Consider the following 16745-nt stretch of genomic DNA (forward strand, 5'->3'; position numbering starts at 1 on the left):
GACGGCAATGGTAAAAATCAATTGCAAAATAGTTACTAGAAGAATAATTAAAATTAAAAATAATAACATAATATGTCAGACGATAAGAAAGTAATTTTCTCAATGCAGAAATTGAGTAAAACCTATCAGGGAGCAGACAAACCAGTACTTAAAAATATTTATTTGAGCTTTTTTTACGGAGCTAAAATTGGTATTTTGGGTCTTAATGGTTCTGGAAAATCTTCACTTTTAAAAATTATTGCAGGAGTTGATAAAAACTACCAGGGTGATGTTGTTTTTCAACCAGGTTATACTGTAGGTTATTTAGAGCAGGAACCAATTTTGGATGATTCTAAAACTGTAATCGAAATTGTTCGTGAAGGAGCTGCAGAAACTATGGCGGTTTTAGAAGAATACAACCAAATTAATGATTTATTTGGTCTTGAGGAGAACTACTCAGATCCAGATAAAATGGATAAATTGATGGACCGTCAGGCGGCTTTGCAAGATAAAATTGATGCTCTTGGCGCTTGGGAAATAGATACTAAATTAGAAATTGCAATGGACGCTTTGCGTACGCCTGAAGGTGATACGCCTATCAAAAACCTTTCTGGAGGTGAGCGTCGTCGTGTAGCTTTATGTCGTTTGTTATTGCAGCAACCAGATGTATTACTTCTGGATGAGCCTACCAACCACCTTGATGCTGAATCTGTACTTTGGTTAGAGCAGCACTTAGCGCAATATTCAGGAACTGTTATTGCGGTAACGCACGATAGATATTTCCTTGATAATGTGGCTGGTTGGATTTTAGAGCTGGATAGAGGAGAAGGTATTCCATGGAAAGGAAACTATTCTTCTTGGTTAGACCAAAAATCAAACCGTATGGCGCAGGAAGAAAAAGTTGCTTCTAAACGCAGAAAAACTTTAGAACGTGAGTTAGAATGGGTTCGCCAAGGTGCAAAAGGACGCCAGACAAAACAAAAAGCACGTTTACAGAATTACGACAAATTATTAAATGAAGACCAAAAACAATTGGACGAAAATCTGGAAATCTATATTCCGAATGGTCCGCGTTTAGGTACAAATGTTATCGAAGCAAAAAATGTTGCCAAAGCTTTTGGTGATAAATTATTATACGATAATCTGAATTTTACTTTGCCACAAGCAGGTATTGTTGGAATTATCGGGCCAAACGGTGCTGGTAAATCGACTATTTTCAAAATGATTATGGGAGAACAGGCTACAGACAGTGGAGAATTTTCTGTTGGAGAAACAGTTAAAATTGCTTACGTAGATCAGTCTCACTCTAATATTGATCCGAATAAATCGATCTGGGAAAACTTTGCCGACGGTCAGGAATTAATTATGATGGGCGGAAAACAAGTGAACTCAAGAGCTTACTTATCTCGTTTCAATTTTGGCGGTGGAGAACAAAACAAAAAAGTTTCGATGTTGTCTGGTGGAGAACGTAACCGTTTACACTTAGCAATGACATTGAAAGAAGAAGGAAACGTACTTTTACTGGATGAGCCAACGAATGACTTAGACGTAAATACGCTTCGTGCATTAGAAGAAGGTTTAGAGAATTTTGCAGGTTGTGCCGTAATTATTTCGCACGACAGATGGTTCTTAGATAGAATCTGTACGCACATTTTGGCTTTTGAAGGAGATTCTGAAGTTTATTTCTTCGAAGGAAGTTTCTCTGATTATGAAGAAAACAAAAAGAAACGTTTAGGTGGTGATTTAACTCCAAAACGTTTGAAATACAGAAAATTAATTAGATAATAAGTTCTAATAAATTTCAAATTAAAAATCCCAAATTCCAAATCGTGATGATTTAGAATTTGGGATTTTTTTGTTATTCTTATTCTATGCCAGACTGAGCGAAGTCGAAGTCCCGCAAAGTAATAATATAGGAAATTAACACAAAGAGTATATCGATTGTCGATATACGCGCGTGACTTCAACTTCGCTCAGTCTGACAAAAAATATAAAATTTATTTTCACAAAAACTTCGCTTTCAATTCCGGAGTAGGAATCATGCAGCTTTCTTTTTTGCCATACCAATTGTATCTGTTTTTGGCAATGTAATCGTAAATATAATTTCTAAGTTTCTCAGGAAAAATTTTAAAAACAGACATGAAACTATAAATTCCTCCAAGTTCTTCTGCAATTTCAATAACTGCTGAAGATTTATAATAATAAGCAACACCAGGGTTATACAAAATAATACTGTCGATTTTTGTTTGGTCAACACCAATATAATTACAGATTTCTTTTCCCAATTCTGATTGCAGAGCCACAAAACGAAAAACATCTTTTTTATCATGTTTAATGATAAACTGAACTGCGCCATTACATAAATTACAAACGCCGTCGAAGAGGATTATTTTTTTATTTTTTGGAAGATTTTGCATTTTGGAAAAAGTTTCAAATTTAAGGTTTCAAGTTTTAAGCTTTGTCAAAGTTTTGAACTTTGATAAAGCTGTAACATCTAGTTTGTCATTCCGAGGAACGAGGAATCTCCGCGATAAAATTCTACAAAGATTAGAAAAACTTTGCGGAGCTACTTTCGGAGATTCCTCGTTCCTCGGAATGACAAAAATGAGGATAATTAATGTTATAAAAATAATTTATAAGAATGTAAAAATCAATAATTTTTACAAATCAAAAACAGCTTTCATAAATTATTTTTAAGCTATTTTTATAAAATTTCGATCTTCGTAATTCACTTTCAGAAAACACTTGATTAAATCGCCTTATTTTGATTTTTGACCAATTTCCGTGTTTTTTAAGACCGAAAACTGCTATTGAAAACCAAATACTTACTTCTTTCCTGCTTCAACTAATTCCAATTCATCTAAACTCACCTTCGATGTAAAGATTCCGTAATTTACGGTCGCTTTATTTTTTTCGATCGAGTCGATACTTCCCACAGATCTTCCGTCTAACATTCTCACGCGGTCACCAACTTTTAAAATTGGTTTTGGTTTTTCGATAACTGGTTTTAATTTCTTTTCTTTTTTCTCTTTACGTATTTCTTCAACTTGAACTGTCACTTCAGCAATAACTTCTTTTTTCTTTTCAATTATCGCTTTGGTTTCTTTTGGAGTTGCCTTTTTGCGTTTTGAATTTTCGATCTCAACTATTTTCAAAAATTCACCAATCAGTTCTTTTTTGTTTTTGTTGTTGAAATATTTCTCAGCAATATCTTCAATTTTTTGTCCAATGTAAATCGTCTTCTGATTACTGTCGTACAATTCCTGATAGCTTTCCAGTTTTTGTTTGATTTTTACATTGATGTTTTCCATCTTTTTGCTTTCCTCACGCGCACGGGTTTCTTCTTCTTTTAAATTCAAAGAAGTTTTTTCGAGCTTCGATCTTTCTTTTTGAAGCGTAGCAATAGTTTTATCAAAACGAACTTTGCCCACTTCGATTTTCTTTTTCGCACGATTAATTAATCCAAACGGAATACCATTTTTTTGTGCTACTTCAAACGTAAACGAACTTCCGGCTTGTCCCAGAGCCAGTCTGTACATCGGTTCTAACGACTTTTCGTCAAACATCATATTCGCATTTGTAGCAAAAGGCAATTCGTTTGCCAGAATTTTCAAATTTGAATAATGTGTAGTAATAATTCCGAATGCTTCACGATGGTAAAATTCTTCAAGGAAAATTTCAGCCAAAGCACCTCCCAATTCAGGATCAGAACCAGTACCAAATTCGTCTATTAAAAACATGGTTTTCTTGTTACATTTCTTCAAGAAGTAATTCATGTTTTTTAACCTGTAACTATATGTACTAAGATGATTTTCAATAGATTGATTGTCTCCAATATCGGTTAAGATTCTGTCAAACAAGAAAGTTTCGCTTCGTTCATGAACCGGAATCAGCATTCCGGATTGAAGCATTAATTGTAATAAACCAACGGTTTTTAACGAAATTGTTTTTCCTCCGGCGTTTGGCCCTGAAATTACAATAATTCGGTTTTCTTGTTTTAATTCAATCGTCTGCGGATGCGTAACTTCGTTTTTTTGTTTGTTGTTCAAATACAAAATGGGATGATAAGCCTCTCTAAAAAACAATCTTCTTTCTTCTGTAATTGTTGGTAAAATTCCATTGATACGATTTGCATATTTAGCTTTTCCGGCAACCACATCAATGTCACTTAAAAAATCCTGATATTCAATTAATAAAGGCAAAAATGGTCGAATTGCATTTGATAATTGTTTTAATATGCGGGTAATTTCTTCTTTTTCTTCGTATTCAAGATTTGCTAATTCTCTTGAATATTTTAAAGTAGCTTCAGGTTCGATGTAAGCGATGCTTCCGGTTTTAGAACTACCTAAAATAGAGCCTTTTACTTTTCGTCGGTACATAGCAAGAACAGCCAAAACACGTCGGTTTTGAACAAAACTTTCCTTGATATCATCTAAATATCCTAAACTATTGTATTGTGTAAGTGCCACGCCAAAACTCTGGTTTACTTTTCCGCGAACCAAATTCATATTCTGACGAATACTCAAAAGGGCAGGTGAGGCGTTGTCTTTTATTTCGCCGTATTTATCTACAATTGCATCTATTAAGGTAACAATGTCTTTTGTATATTCGACACGTGATGCTCTAGCATTTAAATTTGGATAATAATCGTCAAATTTTTTAAGGAAGGTCAGCAATACATTTGTTGTAGAAGAAAGTGTTGCGATTTTTCTAAAACTGCCCACTTCCAGAAAACTGTCTTCGATTGCTAAAAACTTAATTTCGTGAGTTATAGCATCAAATCCGTGATTTGGAATTGCGTTATTATTTTGAAAAGACGAAACATATTCTGATGTCTGCATTAAAGCCTGCATCAAAGTTTCTTTGTCTCTAAAAGGAGTTATGTTTAAAGCTTTTTCTTTTCCAATATCTGTATTACAGCCGGCCGAAATGGTTTCTAGCACTGTTGGAAATTGTAAGTCTTGTAATGTTTTTTCGGTAATACTAATCATTTAATTTCTTTAAGAAAGTACAGGCAAAAATACAAAAATTGTATCATTGAATACTGTAAAGTTTTAGTGTTATTTTATTGTTTGTTAAAGTATGATTTTACTTAAAAATTTCTGAAATTCGCATAAAAAATTATTATGGACGTAAAAATGCATTCTTCTTGGAAACCAGTTTTGAATGAAGAATTTGAAAAACCATATTTCAACGAATTAATAGAATTTGTAAAATCTGAGTATTCGACTAAAGTTTGTTATCCAAAGGGAAATCAGATTTTTTCTGCTTTTGACCATTGTCACTTTGATCAGGTAAAGGTTGTTATTATTGGGCAGGATCCTTATCACGGACCAAATCAGGCAAATGGTTTATGTTTTTCTGTAAACGACGGCATTCCGTTTCCTCCATCTTTATATAATATTTTCAAAGAAATTGAAACTGATTTAGGAAAACCCATTCCCAAAACCGGAAATTTAGAACGATGGGCAGATCAGGGTGTTTTTCTTTTAAATGCAACTTTAACCGTTCGACAATCCGAGGCAGGAAGTCATCAGGGAAAAGGCTGGGAAAAATTTACCGATGCCGTTATTAAACAAATTTCGGCCGAAACAGAAAATGTGGTCTTTTTACTGTGGGGCGGTTTTGCCCAAAAGAAAGCGGCATTAATAGACGCATCTAAACATCATATTTTAAAATCAGGACATCCTTCTCCACTAAGCGCTAACAGAGGGTTTTGGTTTGGAAACAAACATTTCAGCCAGACGAATGCTTTTTTGAAATCAAAAGGATTGAAAGAAATTGAGTGGTAATTTTTTATAAGCAACAAATTTGCAGAGGAATAAAGGGGCAAAGGGAGAACTTTGCTTCTTTGTTCGTCTATGGAAAGCATTTTGATTTAAAAAAAAATCTTCTGAATCTGCGAGAAACAAAAGATTTAATTTATATTACTTTTTAATAATCTCTTCAAGAACAGCTTTCTTCTCATAGTTTACTACTTTTAAAATAATCTCTTGATTTTTGGCTGTTTTTCCTTCAATGATATATAATTTTCCTTTATTAAACGGAACATTACTTTGATCAAAATCAACATCGCCGTATGTTAAAGTACTTTTGATATCAGCGGTATCAATCCATTTTTCGTTTAAAGTCTGAATGGCTTTATCTGAATATTGAAATGGTTTTGTTCTTAGATTGTTTAAAACTCTGGCATTTGGAAAATAGTTGCAGCGCGTGTCTTTACCACTAAATACAAGGGCTACAAAAAAGCATCCCATTACTAATCCAATCAAATAATATGCAAAACGGTGTACGAACTTCATGAAATAAAATTTTTGCAAAGGTACATTAAAGTTCCTTTAAAATACAAGTAAATTAATATCGTTGTCTGGCAGGTCGAACCAGTCGCCAATAGCTTTATTTGTTAGAATTCCGTGGTATAAATAAATGCCGTTTTTAAGGCCTTTATTGCATCTTATTGCACTTTCGATACCACCATCTTCGGCTATCTGATGAAGGTAAGGTGTTAAGATGTTACTTATTGATAATGAAGCAGTTTTGGAATATCTTGAAGGGATGTTTGGTACACAATAGTGCAAAACATTATTTTTAATGAATGTTGGTTTTTCGTGTGTTGTTACCTCAGAACTTTCAAAACAACCGCCGGTATCGATGCTTACATCTACAATTACAGCGCCTTTTTTCATGTGTTCTACCATTGTTTCGGTTACCACAATCGGGCAGCGTTCTTTTCCACGCATGGCACCAATGGCTACATCACAGCGTCTTAAGGCTTTTAATAGTGCTTTTTGCTGAATAGTAGAAGTAAATATTCTTTGGCTTAAATTATTTTGTAAACGACGTAATTTAGTAATCGAATTATCAAAAACTTTTACGTTGGCACCTAATCCAATTGCGGTTTTTGCGGCAAATTCGCCAACGGTTCCGGCACCAAGAATAACCACTTCGGTAGGAGGAACTCCTGTAATGTTACCAAATAGAAGACCTTTCCCGAATTCATTCGTAATCATTAATTCGGCAGCGATAAGAATGGAAGCTGTTCCGGCAATTTCGCTTAAGGATTTAACGGCAGGATAAGAACCGTCTTCGTCTTTAATATATTCAAAAGCTAAGGCTGTAATCTTTTTTTGTGCCAAAGCTTCAAAGTATTCTTTCTTTTTAGTTTTTAATTGAATGGCTGAAATGATAACTGTTTCCGGATTTATCATTTCAATTTCGGCTAATGTAGGCGGTTCTACTTTTAATAAAAACGGACAGCCGAAAACTCTTTTGGTATCTTTTGTAATTTCTGCACCAGCATCAGAATACTCTTTATCAGTGTAACTCGAGCTTTCTCCGGCTCCAGATTCGATCATAACACGATGACCTTCATAAGTTAGAGAATTTACAGCATCGGGCGTTAAACAGATACGGCGTTCCTGGTAGCTTGTTTCCTTAGGAATCCCTATGAAAAGCTCTCTTTTAAAACGACCAACCTCCAGTTTTTCTTCTTGAGGAATTAACTGTTGTTTTGTAAATGGAGTTAAAGTAATTGACATGGATTGTGCAAAAAATTAAGGGTACAAATTACGTAAAAAGTTTTAAAATTAGTGCAAAAATTCTGCTAATAGTAAAGTTCAGTGTTAATATATTTTTTGAGGATTTTTATATTAAATTTTATGACAAAGTACGCTAAGATTTCCGCAATCCCGAAGTTTCGGGACGCAAAGTCATTTATGCTAATTTCAATTCCCTGTTTCCATCTGCCAATAACTCAATTGTTATTGTTGAAGTATCTTCAGGCAGCAGGCTTGCAATTTTTTCAGACCATTCGATAAAACACCAGTTTCCGGAATACAAATAATCATCAACCCCCATATCGAGTGCTTCTGTTTCTTTATTCAATCTGTAAAAATCAAAATGATATACAATTTGATTATCAGAAGTATAGTATTCGTTAACCAAAGAAAAGGTAGGGCTGCTGGTTGCATCTTTTACGCCTAAACTTTTGCACAACTGTTTAATTAAAGTAGTTTTTCCAACGCCCATTTCTCCGTTAAAAAGAATGATTTTTTTAGGATTTGAATCTAAAATCTGCTGGGCAACTTCTTGAATTTGATCTAATGAAAAAACGATGTTCATTTTTTTTTAAAGTTACAAAGGTTCAAAGGTTTTTTCTCTTTGAGGCTTTGGTTTATATTATTCTTTATATGTTTTGTTTTGCCACGAATTTCGCTAATTAAATAATATTTTAAAAATAAATTCGTGCTAATTAGTGAAATTCGTGGCAACTTTTTTACTGAAAACTGTGACTGAAAACTTTTTTATTTCGGGTTAAATACCAAGAACGGAATAATCATTTCTTCTAACGAAATACCGCCGTGCTGGTAGGTGTTTTTGTAATAACTCACATAATGATTATAGTTGTTTACATAAGCCAGAAAATAATCATTTTTGGCAAAAATAAACGAACTGCTCATGTTTATAGCGGGTAAACCAATTGTTTTTGGTTCTTTTACTACATAAACATCTTTTTGTTCGTATGTTAAACTACGCCCTGTTTTGTAACGCAAATTTAGACTTGTATTTTTATCTCCCACAACTTTCGACGGATTTTTTACATTAATTGTTCCGTGGTCTGTCGTTAAAATTAGTTTGAAACCTAAAAGCTGCGCTTGTTGAATGATTTCTAATAGAGGAGAATTTTTAAACCAGCTTAATGTTAAGGAACGATATGCTTTATCAACTGAGGCTAATTCTTTAACTACTTCCATTTCGGTTTTGGCGTGAGAAAGCATGTCAACAAAATTATAAACGACAGTAACTAAGTCATTTCCTTTTAAAGCCTTAAAGTTTTCTGCCAGTTTTTTTCCGCCGGCATAATTGGTAATCTTAAAGTAATCTTCCTTAATGTTTAATCCCAGGCGTTTTATTTGTGCCGAAAGAAATTCGGCTTCATAAAGGTTTTTTCCGCCGTCTTCAACATCATTTTTCCAATATTGCGGAAATTGTTTTTCCATATCTAAAGGCATTAGACCTGAAAAAATAGCATTTCTGGCATATTGAGTAGCTGTTGGAAGAATTGAAAAGTACGGAACTTCTTTTTCTAATTTGTAATAGTTAGAAACTACGGTTTCAAATGATTTCCATTGGTCATATCGAAGATTATCAATTACGACAAACAAAATAGGCTTGTCTTTCTTTTTAATTTCCGGAACAACTAATTCCTTAAATAAATTATGTGATTGAATTGGTTTGTCTGCTTTTGGAGCAAACCAGTCTTCGTAATTTCTTTCGATATATTTCCCGAATTGCGAATTGGCTTCGACTTTTTGAGATTCCAAAATTTCGATCATGGCCTGATCGTTAATGTTTTCCAGTTTTAATTCCCAAAAAAGAAGTTTCTTATATAATTCAACCCAGTCTTCATAAGAGTTTACCATCGCTAATTCCATTGAAATTTTACGGAATTCTTTCTGATAATCTAAGGTGGTTTTTTCAGAAATTAATCTCGAATCGTCCAGGTTTTTCTTTAAACTTAATAAAATCTGATTTGGATTTACTGGTTTTATCAAATAGTCGGCGATTTTAGAACCAATGGCTTCTTCCATTATATATTCTTCCTCGCTTTTAGTAATCATAATCATCGGGATGGCCGATTTTTTTTCTTTCATTTCAGAAAGAGTTTCCAAACCGCTCATTCCCGGCATATTTTCGTCAAGGAAAACAATATCAAAATTGTCTTCTTCAAACAAAGCAATTGCGTCAAGCCCGTTGTTGCAGGTTGTAACTTCGTAATTCTTTTTTTCTAAAAATAATATATGTGGCTTTAAAAGATCGATTTCATCATCGACCCAAAGTATTTTGATCTTGTCCATAAGAGAGTTTTAATTTTTAATGCAATTTAAAAGTATAGAACTTAAAAAGTATTAAAAATAGTATAAAATTAGGAATGAAGAACTGAAAATAATTTTTATATATTTTTTCTTTATAATTAATGTTTAGGAAATTACTTATAATAAATAACGGCATTTTAAGTTAAAAACTGAAATAGGTTTATACTTATTTACTTATATTTGTTGACCAAAAAAATAGCCAGCTAGTGACTCAAATTAACAAGTTAAAAATATTCAACGACCCAATTTACGGGTTTATATCTATCCCCAATGAACTTATCTACGATTTAATCCAGCATCCGTATTTTCAGCGTTTACGCCGTATTTCACAAATGGGATTGTCGTATTTGGTTTATCCGGGAGCCAATCATACGCGTTTTCATCATGCTTTAGGATGTATGCATTTAATGCAGAAAGCAGTAGAAACACTTCGTTTTAAGGGTGTTGCTATTTCAAATGAAGAAGAATGTGCATTGTTAATCGCTATTTTGCTTCATGATATAGGGCACGGGCCGTTTTCGCATGCTATGGAAAAAAGTATTGTTGAAGATGTGAACCACGAAGCCATCTCCTTATTATTCATGAACAGGCTGAATGAAGAATTTGAAGGAAAACTAACGCTTGCTATTCAGGTATTTAAAGGAGAGTACCACAGAAAATTCATGCTTCAATTGATTTCAAGTCAATTAGATATGGATCGAATGGATTACTTGAAAAGAGACAGTTTTTACACCGGGGTTGCTGAAGGAAATGTAAATTCTGAGCGTTTAATCCAGATGATGAATGTTGAAGATGATGTTTTAGTCATAGAAGAAAAAGGAATTTACTCGGTAGAAAAATTCCTGCTTTCAAGAAGATTAATGTATTGGCAGGCTTATTTGCATAAAACAAGTCTGGTAGCCGAATTAATTTTGATGAAAGTGTTAAAAAGAGCAAAAGAACTGACTTTAAAAGGAATAAAACTACCTTGCAGTGAACCTCTTATGTATTTTATGCAAAATAAGATTACGTTGGAAGATTTTGACGCCGAAAAACTGGATTTATTTGCTCAATTAGATGATTTTGATATTATAAGTGCCTTAAAAGCATGGCAGAGAAATAACGATTTTATTCTTTCTACGTTAAGTAAAATGATCATTAACAGAGATTTATTGAAAATTAAGCTTAGTGCAGAAAAAATTCCGATGGAAGAATCTCAATCGTTAAAAGAAGAATTCGCAGAAGCGCACCATATTTCGGCGGTTGATGCGGGTTATTTTATTTTTAGAGGGAAAATTAAGAATCAGGCATACAGTAAAGAAGCCGAACCGATACGAATTTTGAAAAAAGATAAAACAATTGAAGACGTAGTTGAAGCTTCTGACCAGTTGAATTTGAAATCGTTATCTAAATTGGTGACAAAATATTATATCTGTTTTCCAAAACAACTTATCTAAAATTAACATTTAAAATCTATTTTTTATATTTTTGTCGCGATGAAATTTACAGCAGAACAAATAGCAGGAATTTTAGAAGGAGAAGTTGTTGGGAATCCCAATGCAGAAGTTTCTCGACTTTCTAAGATAGAAGAAGGAGAAGAAGGATCTCTCACTTTTTTGGCTAATCCAAAATATATCAATTACATATATACTACAAAAGCGTCAGTTACAATTGTTAATGACAGCTTTATACCTGAACAGGAAATCACCACTACATTAATAAAAGTTGAAGATGCGTATGCTTCGTTTTCTAAACTATTACATTTTTACAATCAGGTAAAATTGAATAAAAATGGAATCGAGCCGCAGTCTTTTATGACAGAAGGGACTAAATATGGAGAAAATCTTTATTTAGGAAGCTTTAGTTATATTGGTCAAAATGTAGTTTTAGGCGATAATGTAAAAATTTACCCAAACAGTTTTATTGGCGATAATGTTGTTATTGGTGATAATGTGTTTATTTTTGCGGGTGCAAAAATTTACTCAGAAACTGTGATTGGAAACAATTGCACTATTCATTCGGGAACTATAATAGGTGCAGATGGATTTGGTTTTGTACCAAATGAAGAAGGAGTTTATAGTAAAGTACCGCAAATTGGTAATGTTATTATTGAAGATAATGTAGATATTGGTGCCAATACTACAATTGACAGAGCAACTCTGGGATCTACAATTATCAGACAAGGAGTTAAATTAGACAATCAAATTCAGATCGCTCATAACGTTGAAATTGGTAAAAACACTGTAATTGCTGCACAAAGCGGAGTTGCAGGTTCTACTAAAATTGGCGAGAACTGTATGATTGGCGGGCAGGTAGGTATCGCAGGCCATTTAATTATAGGAAATAATGTGAGGCTTCAGGCACAGTCTGGAGTAGCAAGAAACATTAAAGATGATGAAGTGCTGCAAGGAACTCCGTCACTTGGATATACTGATTTTAATAAATCGTACGTTCATTTTAAAAATCTTCCTAAAATTGTTGCCGAAGTAGAAGAAATAAAAAAACAAATAATAAACCCAAAAAATGGAAATAATGGTTAAACAGAAGACCATCAAAAATGAAATTTCACTAACAGGAGTTGGATTGCACACTGGTAAAGAAGTTACAATGACTTTTAAACCAGCTCCAATTAATAATGGTTTCACTTTTGTCAGAGTAGATTTGCAAGGTCAACCAGTCATTGAGGCTGACGCTAATTATGTTGTTAATACGCAAAGAGGAACTAATTTAGAAAAATTAGGTGTTAAAATACAAACTCCGGAACACGTTTTAGCTGCAGTAGTTGGTTGCGATTTGGATAATATTATTATTGAATTGAATGCCTCTGAACTGCCTATTATGGACGGTTCATCAAAATATTTTGTTGAAGCAATTGAAAAAGCAGGAATCGAAGAGCAAGACGCAAGCCGTAATGTTTATGTAGTAAAAGAAGTTATTTCATTTACTGATGAAGCTACAGGAAGCGAAATTCTGGTTATGCCAAGCGACGATTACCAGGTAACTACTATGGTTGATTTTGGTACAAAAGTTTTAGGTACACAAAATGCTACGCTTAAAAGTATTGCCGATTTTAAAGATGAAATCGCAAATTCAAGAACTTTTAGTTTTTTACATGAGCTGGAATCTTTACTGGAGCATGGATTAATTAAAGGAGGCGATTTAAACAATGCTATCGTATATGTAGATAAAGAGATTTCTGAGGCTACAATGGAAAATTTAAAGAAAGCGTTTGGTAAAGATGAGATTTCAGTAAAACCAAACGGCGTTTTAGATAATCTTACATTACACTATCCAAACGAAGCGGCAAGACATAAGCTTCTTGATGTTATTGGAGATTTATCTCTTATAGGAGTTCGCATTCAAGGTAAAATCATTGCGAATAAACCAGGGCATTTTGTAAATACGCAATTTGCTAAAAAACTGGCAAAAATCATTAAAATAGAACAAAGAAATCATGTTCCTGTTTATGATTTAAATCAAGAGCCATTGATGGATATTCATAAAATCATGTCAATGCTGCCTCACAGACCTCCATTCTTGTTGATTGACAGAATTATCGAAATGTCTGATCGTCACGTGGTTGGTTTAAAGAATGTTACGATGAATGAGAATTTCTTCGTAGGACATTTTCCTGAAGCTCCAGTAATGCCGGGAGTTTTAATTGTAGAAGCAATGGCACAAACAGGAGGGATTTTAGTTCTGAGTACTGTTCCGGATCCTGAGAATTACTTGACATATTTCATGAAAATTGACAATGTTAAATTCAAACATAAAGTATTGCCGGGTGATACTCTAATTTTCAAATGCGAATTGATTTCTCCTATCAGAAGAGGAATCTGCCACATGCAGGCAAATGCATACGCAAACGGAAAATTAGTAACCGAAGCAGAATTAATGGCACAAATTGCAAGAAAACAATAATAAATTAATCAAATTTATTGTTTACGTTTGTTGCCCTCAAATTAGATTATTTTAATTTAAAATATAAAACATAGATGAATCAACCATTAGCATATGTTCATCCTGGCGCGAAAATCGCTAAAAACGTTGTAATTGAGCCTTTTACAACAATTCACAATAATGTTGTTATTGGTGATGGTACTTGGATTGGTTCAAATGTGACCATTATGGAAGGAGCTCGAATTGGAAAAAATTGTAACATTTTTCCGGGAGCTGTAATTTCTGCTGTACCTCAGGATTTAAAATTTGGTGGAGAAGAATCTTTGGCAATCATTGGAGATAATTGTACCATTAGAGAATGTGTTACTATTAACAGAGGTACAATTGCTTCTGGACAAACTATTCTGGGAAATAATTGTTTAGTTATGGCATATGCCCACATCGCGCACGATTGTGAGATTGGAAATAATGCTATTATTGTAAATGGTGTTGCATTAGCAGGTCACGTAGTTGTTGGAAACCATGCTGTAATTGGCGGTTTGGCAGCAATTCACCAGTTTATTCATATTGGAGATCATGCCATGATTTCTGGAGGATCTTTGGTAAGAAAAGATGTTCCTCCTTATACAAAAGCAGCTAAAGAACCATTATCTTATGTAGGTATAAACTCAGTTGGTTTAAGAAGAAGAGGATTTAGTACTGAAAAAATTAGAGAAATTCAGGAAATTTACAGAATTTTATACCAAAAGAATTATAATACAACACAAGCATTAAGTATTATCGAAGCTGAAATGGAAGCGACTCCGGAGAGAGATGAAATTCTTGATTTTATCAGAAATTCATCAAGAGGAATTATGAAAGGCTATTCAGGGAATTATTAAAATAAGTTTAATTGTTTATTTGTTTAATCGTTCAACCGAATAAACAGTTAAACGATTGAACGATTTAACAGAAAATAAATAAAACAAAAACAAATGGCATCTACATCAGATATTAGAAATGGATTGTGTATTAAATTTAATCACGATATCTATAAAATCATTGAATTTCTTCACGTTAAGCCTGGAAAAGGTCCAGCTTTCGTAAGAACGAAATTAAAAAGTTTAACCTCAGGTAAAGTATTGGATAATACCTTTTCTGCAGGTCATAAAATTGATGTAATTCGAGTAGAAACACATACATTTCAGTATTTATATCCAGAAGGTGATGAATTTCACTTTATGAATGCAGAGACTTTTGAGCAGATTTCTTTAAATAAAAACATTCTGGATGCTCCAGATTTGTTAAAAGAAGGAACAAATGTAATGGTTCAGATTAATACTGAAACTGATTTGCCATTATCTGTAGATATGCCGGCATCTGTAATTCTTGAAGTTACTTACGCAGAGCCGGGAGTAAAAGGAAATACAGCTACAAACGCTACAAAAAATGCAACCGTAGAAACTGGAGCATCTGTAAACGTTCCGTTGTTCATCAACGAAGGTGATAAAATTAAAATCGACACAGCTTCAGGTTCTTACATGGAGCGTGTAAAAGAGTAGTTTTTATAAGTTTTCAGTTTTCAGTCACAGTTTTTCAGTTTGTTGATTGAAAACTGAGACTGAAAACTGAGACTAAAAACTAAATAAATATATGAAATTTCCAAAAGTTCACTCTTTAGAAGAAATTGCAAATTTGCTTAACTGCGAATTTATTGGTGACAAAAACTTTGAGGTTTTAGGCATGAATGAAATTCATGTTGTAGAACCAGGTGATATTGTTTTTGTAGACCATCCAAAATATTATGACAAAGCTTTACAATCTGCAGCAACAATTGTTTTAATTAATAAAAAAGTTGATTGTCCGGAAGGTAAAGCTCTTTTAATTTCTGATGATCCATTCAGAGATTTTAATACTTTAACGAAACATTTTAGACCTTTTCAATCAACAAATGTATCAATCGCTCTTTCTGCAACTATTGGAGAAGGAACTGTAATTCAGCCTAATTGTTTTGTTGGAAATTATGTTACAATTGGTAAAAACTGTATAATACATCCTAATGTTACTATTTACGATCATACCGTAATTGGTGATAATGTAATGATACATGCCGGAACTATTTTGGGAGCTGATGCTTTTTATTATAAAAAACGTCCCGAAGGATTCGACCAGTTAATTTCTGGTGGCCGGGTAGTAATTGAAGATAATGTTGGAATTGGCGCCCTTTGTACTATCGACAAAGGAGTTACAGGTGATACAACAATTGGAGAAGGAACAAAGCTGGATAATCAGGTACATGTTGGACATGATACCGTTATTGGTAAAAAATGTTTAATAGCTTCGCAAACCGGTATTGCCGGATGTGTTGTTATAGAAGATGAAGTGACAATTTGGGGTCAGGTTGGTACAACCAGCGGTATCACGATAGGAGCGAAAGCTGTTGTTATGGGACAGACAGGTGTTACTAAATCAGTAGAAGGAGGCAAATCCTATTTTGGAACTCCAATCGAAGAATCAAGAGAAAAGTTAAAACAATTAGCCAATATCAAAAAGATTCCTGAAATTCTAAATAAATTGAAGTAATATGTCTATAAAAGAATTTGTTCAAAAATTTTATAAGTCTGATGCCTTAATTGATAGTGAAGTTCTAAAAACCTATTTGCATCCAGAGGTTATAATCGAGTGGAACAGCAGTAAAGGATTTATCGAATTGAATCATGATTCAATATTAGAGCTGGCAAATGAACTCAGCAGAGCTTATGTGCGTTCTAAGGTAAGAATCAGTCATATTATTGCTGAAGACGATTTAGTTTCAGTACGTTATTCTCATTATGTAAAAACAATCGAGAATCCGCGTGAGGAAATGTTATTGGCACATTTTGCTACAATTTGGCAAATAAAAGATGATAAACTTTATAGAGGTTATCAAATGAGTCAATTTTCTTAATATTTTTTTGACAATAAAAGAGGCAAAATACATTACAAAACCTTATTTTTGCAACACAAATTTAAAAACTACATAAAATATATATC

At 33.4% G+C, this 16745-nt stretch carries 15 protein-coding genes; 9 read left to right on the forward strand and 6 right to left on the reverse strand.

All coding sequences use genetic code 11. The features are described from left to right. Positions 1–72: 72 nt before the first annotated feature. On the forward strand, positions 73–1764 hold the full coding sequence (ettA, locus tag BKM63_RS17810; RefSeq protein ID WP_057119783.1) for an energy-dependent translational throttle protein EttA: 1692 nt from the start codon (positions 73–75) through the stop codon (positions 1762–1764). Between the two features lie 218 nt (positions 1765–1982). On the opposite strand, the gene BKM63_RS17815 is transcribed toward ettA, so the two are convergent. Next, positions 1983–2396 (reverse strand): thiol-disulfide oxidoreductase DCC family protein, encoded by a 414-nt coding sequence (locus tag BKM63_RS17815; RefSeq protein ID WP_071637908.1) that lies wholly within the window; start codon positions 2394–2396, stop codon positions 1983–1985. A 408-nt stretch (positions 2397–2804) separates the two neighbouring features. Then, the gene (locus tag BKM63_RS17825) at positions 2805–4970 is read right to left on the reverse strand and encodes an endonuclease MutS2 (RefSeq protein ID WP_071637910.1); all 2166 of its coding nucleotides are present in this window, start codon (positions 4968–4970) and stop codon (positions 2805–2807) included. Positions 4971–5105: 135 nt separating this feature from the next. Here BKM63_RS17825 and BKM63_RS17830 point away from each other — a divergent pair, with 135 nt between their 5' ends. After that, positions 5106–5771, forward strand: coding sequence for a uracil-DNA glycosylase (locus BKM63_RS17830; RefSeq protein WP_071637911.1), 666 nt, complete (start codon positions 5106–5108; stop codon positions 5769–5771). Positions 5772–5906: 135 nt separating this feature from the next. Here BKM63_RS17830 and BKM63_RS17835 read toward each other — a convergent pair whose 3' ends face one another. The 4 genes from BKM63_RS17835 to BKM63_RS17850 form a co-directional block, all read right to left on the reverse strand. Next, positions 5907–6281, reverse strand: coding sequence for a DUF4258 domain-containing protein (locus BKM63_RS17835; RefSeq protein WP_071637912.1), 375 nt, complete (start codon positions 6279–6281; stop codon positions 5907–5909). Positions 6282–6317: 36 nt separating this feature from the next. Next, positions 6318–7517, reverse strand: a complete 1200-nt coding sequence (locus tag BKM63_RS17840; RefSeq protein WP_071637913.1) for an alanine dehydrogenase — start codon at positions 7515–7517, stop codon at positions 6318–6320. 175 nt (positions 7518–7692) lie between these two features. Further along, positions 7693–8100, reverse strand: coding sequence for a tRNA (adenosine(37)-N6)-threonylcarbamoyltransferase complex ATPase subunit type 1 TsaE (gene tsaE / locus BKM63_RS17845; protein ID WP_071637914.1), 408 nt, complete (start codon positions 8098–8100; stop codon positions 7693–7695). A 182-nt stretch (positions 8101–8282) separates the two neighbouring features. Further along, entirely contained in the window at positions 8283–9836 is a 1554-nt protein-coding gene (locus BKM63_RS17850) for a bifunctional response regulator/alkaline phosphatase family protein (RefSeq protein ID WP_071637915.1), read from the reverse strand. 224 nt (positions 9837–10060) lie between these two features. Between BKM63_RS17850 and BKM63_RS17855 the strand changes: the two genes are divergently transcribed. The 7 genes from BKM63_RS17855 to BKM63_RS17885 all read left to right on the forward strand — a co-directional run bounded on the left by BKM63_RS17855 (position 10061) and on the right by BKM63_RS17885 (position 16659). After that, positions 10061–11290, forward strand: a complete 1230-nt coding sequence (locus tag BKM63_RS17855) for an HD domain-containing protein (protein ID WP_071637916.1) — start codon at positions 10061–10063, stop codon at positions 11288–11290. A 39-nt stretch (positions 11291–11329) separates the two neighbouring features. Further along, the gene (lpxD, locus tag BKM63_RS17860) at positions 11330–12373 is read left to right on the forward strand and encodes a UDP-3-O-(3-hydroxymyristoyl)glucosamine N-acyltransferase (protein ID WP_071637917.1); all 1044 of its coding nucleotides are present in this window, start codon (positions 11330–11332) and stop codon (positions 12371–12373) included. After that, positions 12366–13754, forward strand: a complete 1389-nt coding sequence (locus tag BKM63_RS17865; RefSeq protein WP_071638165.1) for a bifunctional UDP-3-O-[3-hydroxymyristoyl] N-acetylglucosamine deacetylase/3-hydroxyacyl-ACP dehydratase — start codon at positions 12366–12368, stop codon at positions 13752–13754. Before lpxD ends, BKM63_RS17865 begins: the two co-directional genes overlap by 8 nt. Positions 13755–13828: 74 nt before the next feature. Beyond that, positions 13829–14614, forward strand: coding sequence for an acyl-ACP--UDP-N-acetylglucosamine O-acyltransferase (lpxA, locus tag BKM63_RS17870; protein ID WP_071637918.1), 786 nt, complete (start codon positions 13829–13831; stop codon positions 14612–14614). Between the two features lie 93 nt (positions 14615–14707). After that, a complete protein-coding gene (gene efp, locus BKM63_RS17875) occupies positions 14708–15274 on the forward strand; it encodes an elongation factor P (RefSeq protein WP_057122993.1) in 567 nt (188 codons plus the stop codon). A 91-nt stretch (positions 15275–15365) separates the two neighbouring features. Further along, positions 15366–16295: a UDP-3-O-(3-hydroxymyristoyl)glucosamine N-acyltransferase gene (locus tag BKM63_RS17880; protein ID WP_071637919.1), complete on the forward strand. Its 930-nt coding sequence runs from the start codon at positions 15366–15368 to the stop codon at positions 16293–16295. A gap of 1 nt (position 16296) precedes the next feature. Beyond that, complete coding sequence (locus tag BKM63_RS17885; RefSeq protein ID WP_071637920.1) at positions 16297–16659, forward strand: nuclear transport factor 2 family protein; 363 nt, start codon at positions 16297–16299, stop codon at positions 16657–16659. The last annotated feature ends 86 nt before the right edge of the window (positions 16660–16745 follow it).

This window comes from Flavobacterium johnsoniae (assembly GCF_001879205.1).
Classification (GTDB): domain Bacteria; phylum Bacteroidota; class Bacteroidia; order Flavobacteriales; family Flavobacteriaceae; genus Flavobacterium; species Flavobacterium johnsoniae_A.

Excerpts from the sequence above, each read along its gene's own strand:
- lpxD (WP_071637917.1), top strand. The coding sequence starts at position 11,330 with ATGAAATTTACAGCAGAACAAATAGCAGGAATTTTAGAAGGAGAAGTT.
- BKM63_RS17825 (WP_071637910.1), bottom strand. The coding sequence starts at position 4,970 with ATGATTAGTATTACCGAAAAAACATTACAAGACTTACAATTTCCAACA.
- BKM63_RS17840 (WP_071637913.1), bottom strand. The coding sequence starts at position 7,517 with ATGTCAATTACTTTAACTCCATTTACAAAACAACAGTTAATTCCTCAA.
- BKM63_RS17865 (WP_071638165.1), top strand. The coding sequence starts at position 12,366 with ATGGTTAAACAGAAGACCATCAAAAATGAAATTTCACTAACAGGAGTT.
- BKM63_RS17850 (WP_071637915.1), bottom strand. The coding sequence starts at position 9,836 with ATGGACAAGATCAAAATACTTTGGGTCGATGATGAAATCGATCTTTTA.
- BKM63_RS17830 (WP_071637911.1), top strand. The coding sequence starts at position 5,106 with ATGGACGTAAAAATGCATTCTTCTTGGAAACCAGTTTTGAATGAAGAA.
- BKM63_RS17885 (WP_071637920.1), top strand. The coding sequence starts at position 16,297 with ATGTCTATAAAAGAATTTGTTCAAAAATTTTATAAGTCTGATGCCTTA.
- tsaE (WP_071637914.1), bottom strand. The coding sequence starts at position 8,100 with ATGAACATCGTTTTTTCATTAGATCAAATTCAAGAAGTTGCCCAGCAG.
- BKM63_RS17880 (WP_071637919.1), top strand. The coding sequence starts at position 15,366 with ATGAAATTTCCAAAAGTTCACTCTTTAGAAGAAATTGCAAATTTGCTT.
- BKM63_RS17815 (WP_071637908.1), bottom strand. The coding sequence starts at position 2,396 with ATGCAAAATCTTCCAAAAAATAAAAAAATAATCCTCTTCGACGGCGTT.
- lpxA (WP_071637918.1), top strand. The coding sequence starts at position 13,829 with ATGAATCAACCATTAGCATATGTTCATCCTGGCGCGAAAATCGCTAAA.
- BKM63_RS17835 (WP_071637912.1), bottom strand. The coding sequence starts at position 6,281 with ATGAAGTTCGTACACCGTTTTGCATATTATTTGATTGGATTAGTAATG.
- ettA (WP_057119783.1), top strand. The coding sequence starts at position 73 with ATGTCAGACGATAAGAAAGTAATTTTCTCAATGCAGAAATTGAGTAAA.
- efp (WP_057122993.1), top strand. The coding sequence starts at position 14,708 with ATGGCATCTACATCAGATATTAGAAATGGATTGTGTATTAAATTTAAT.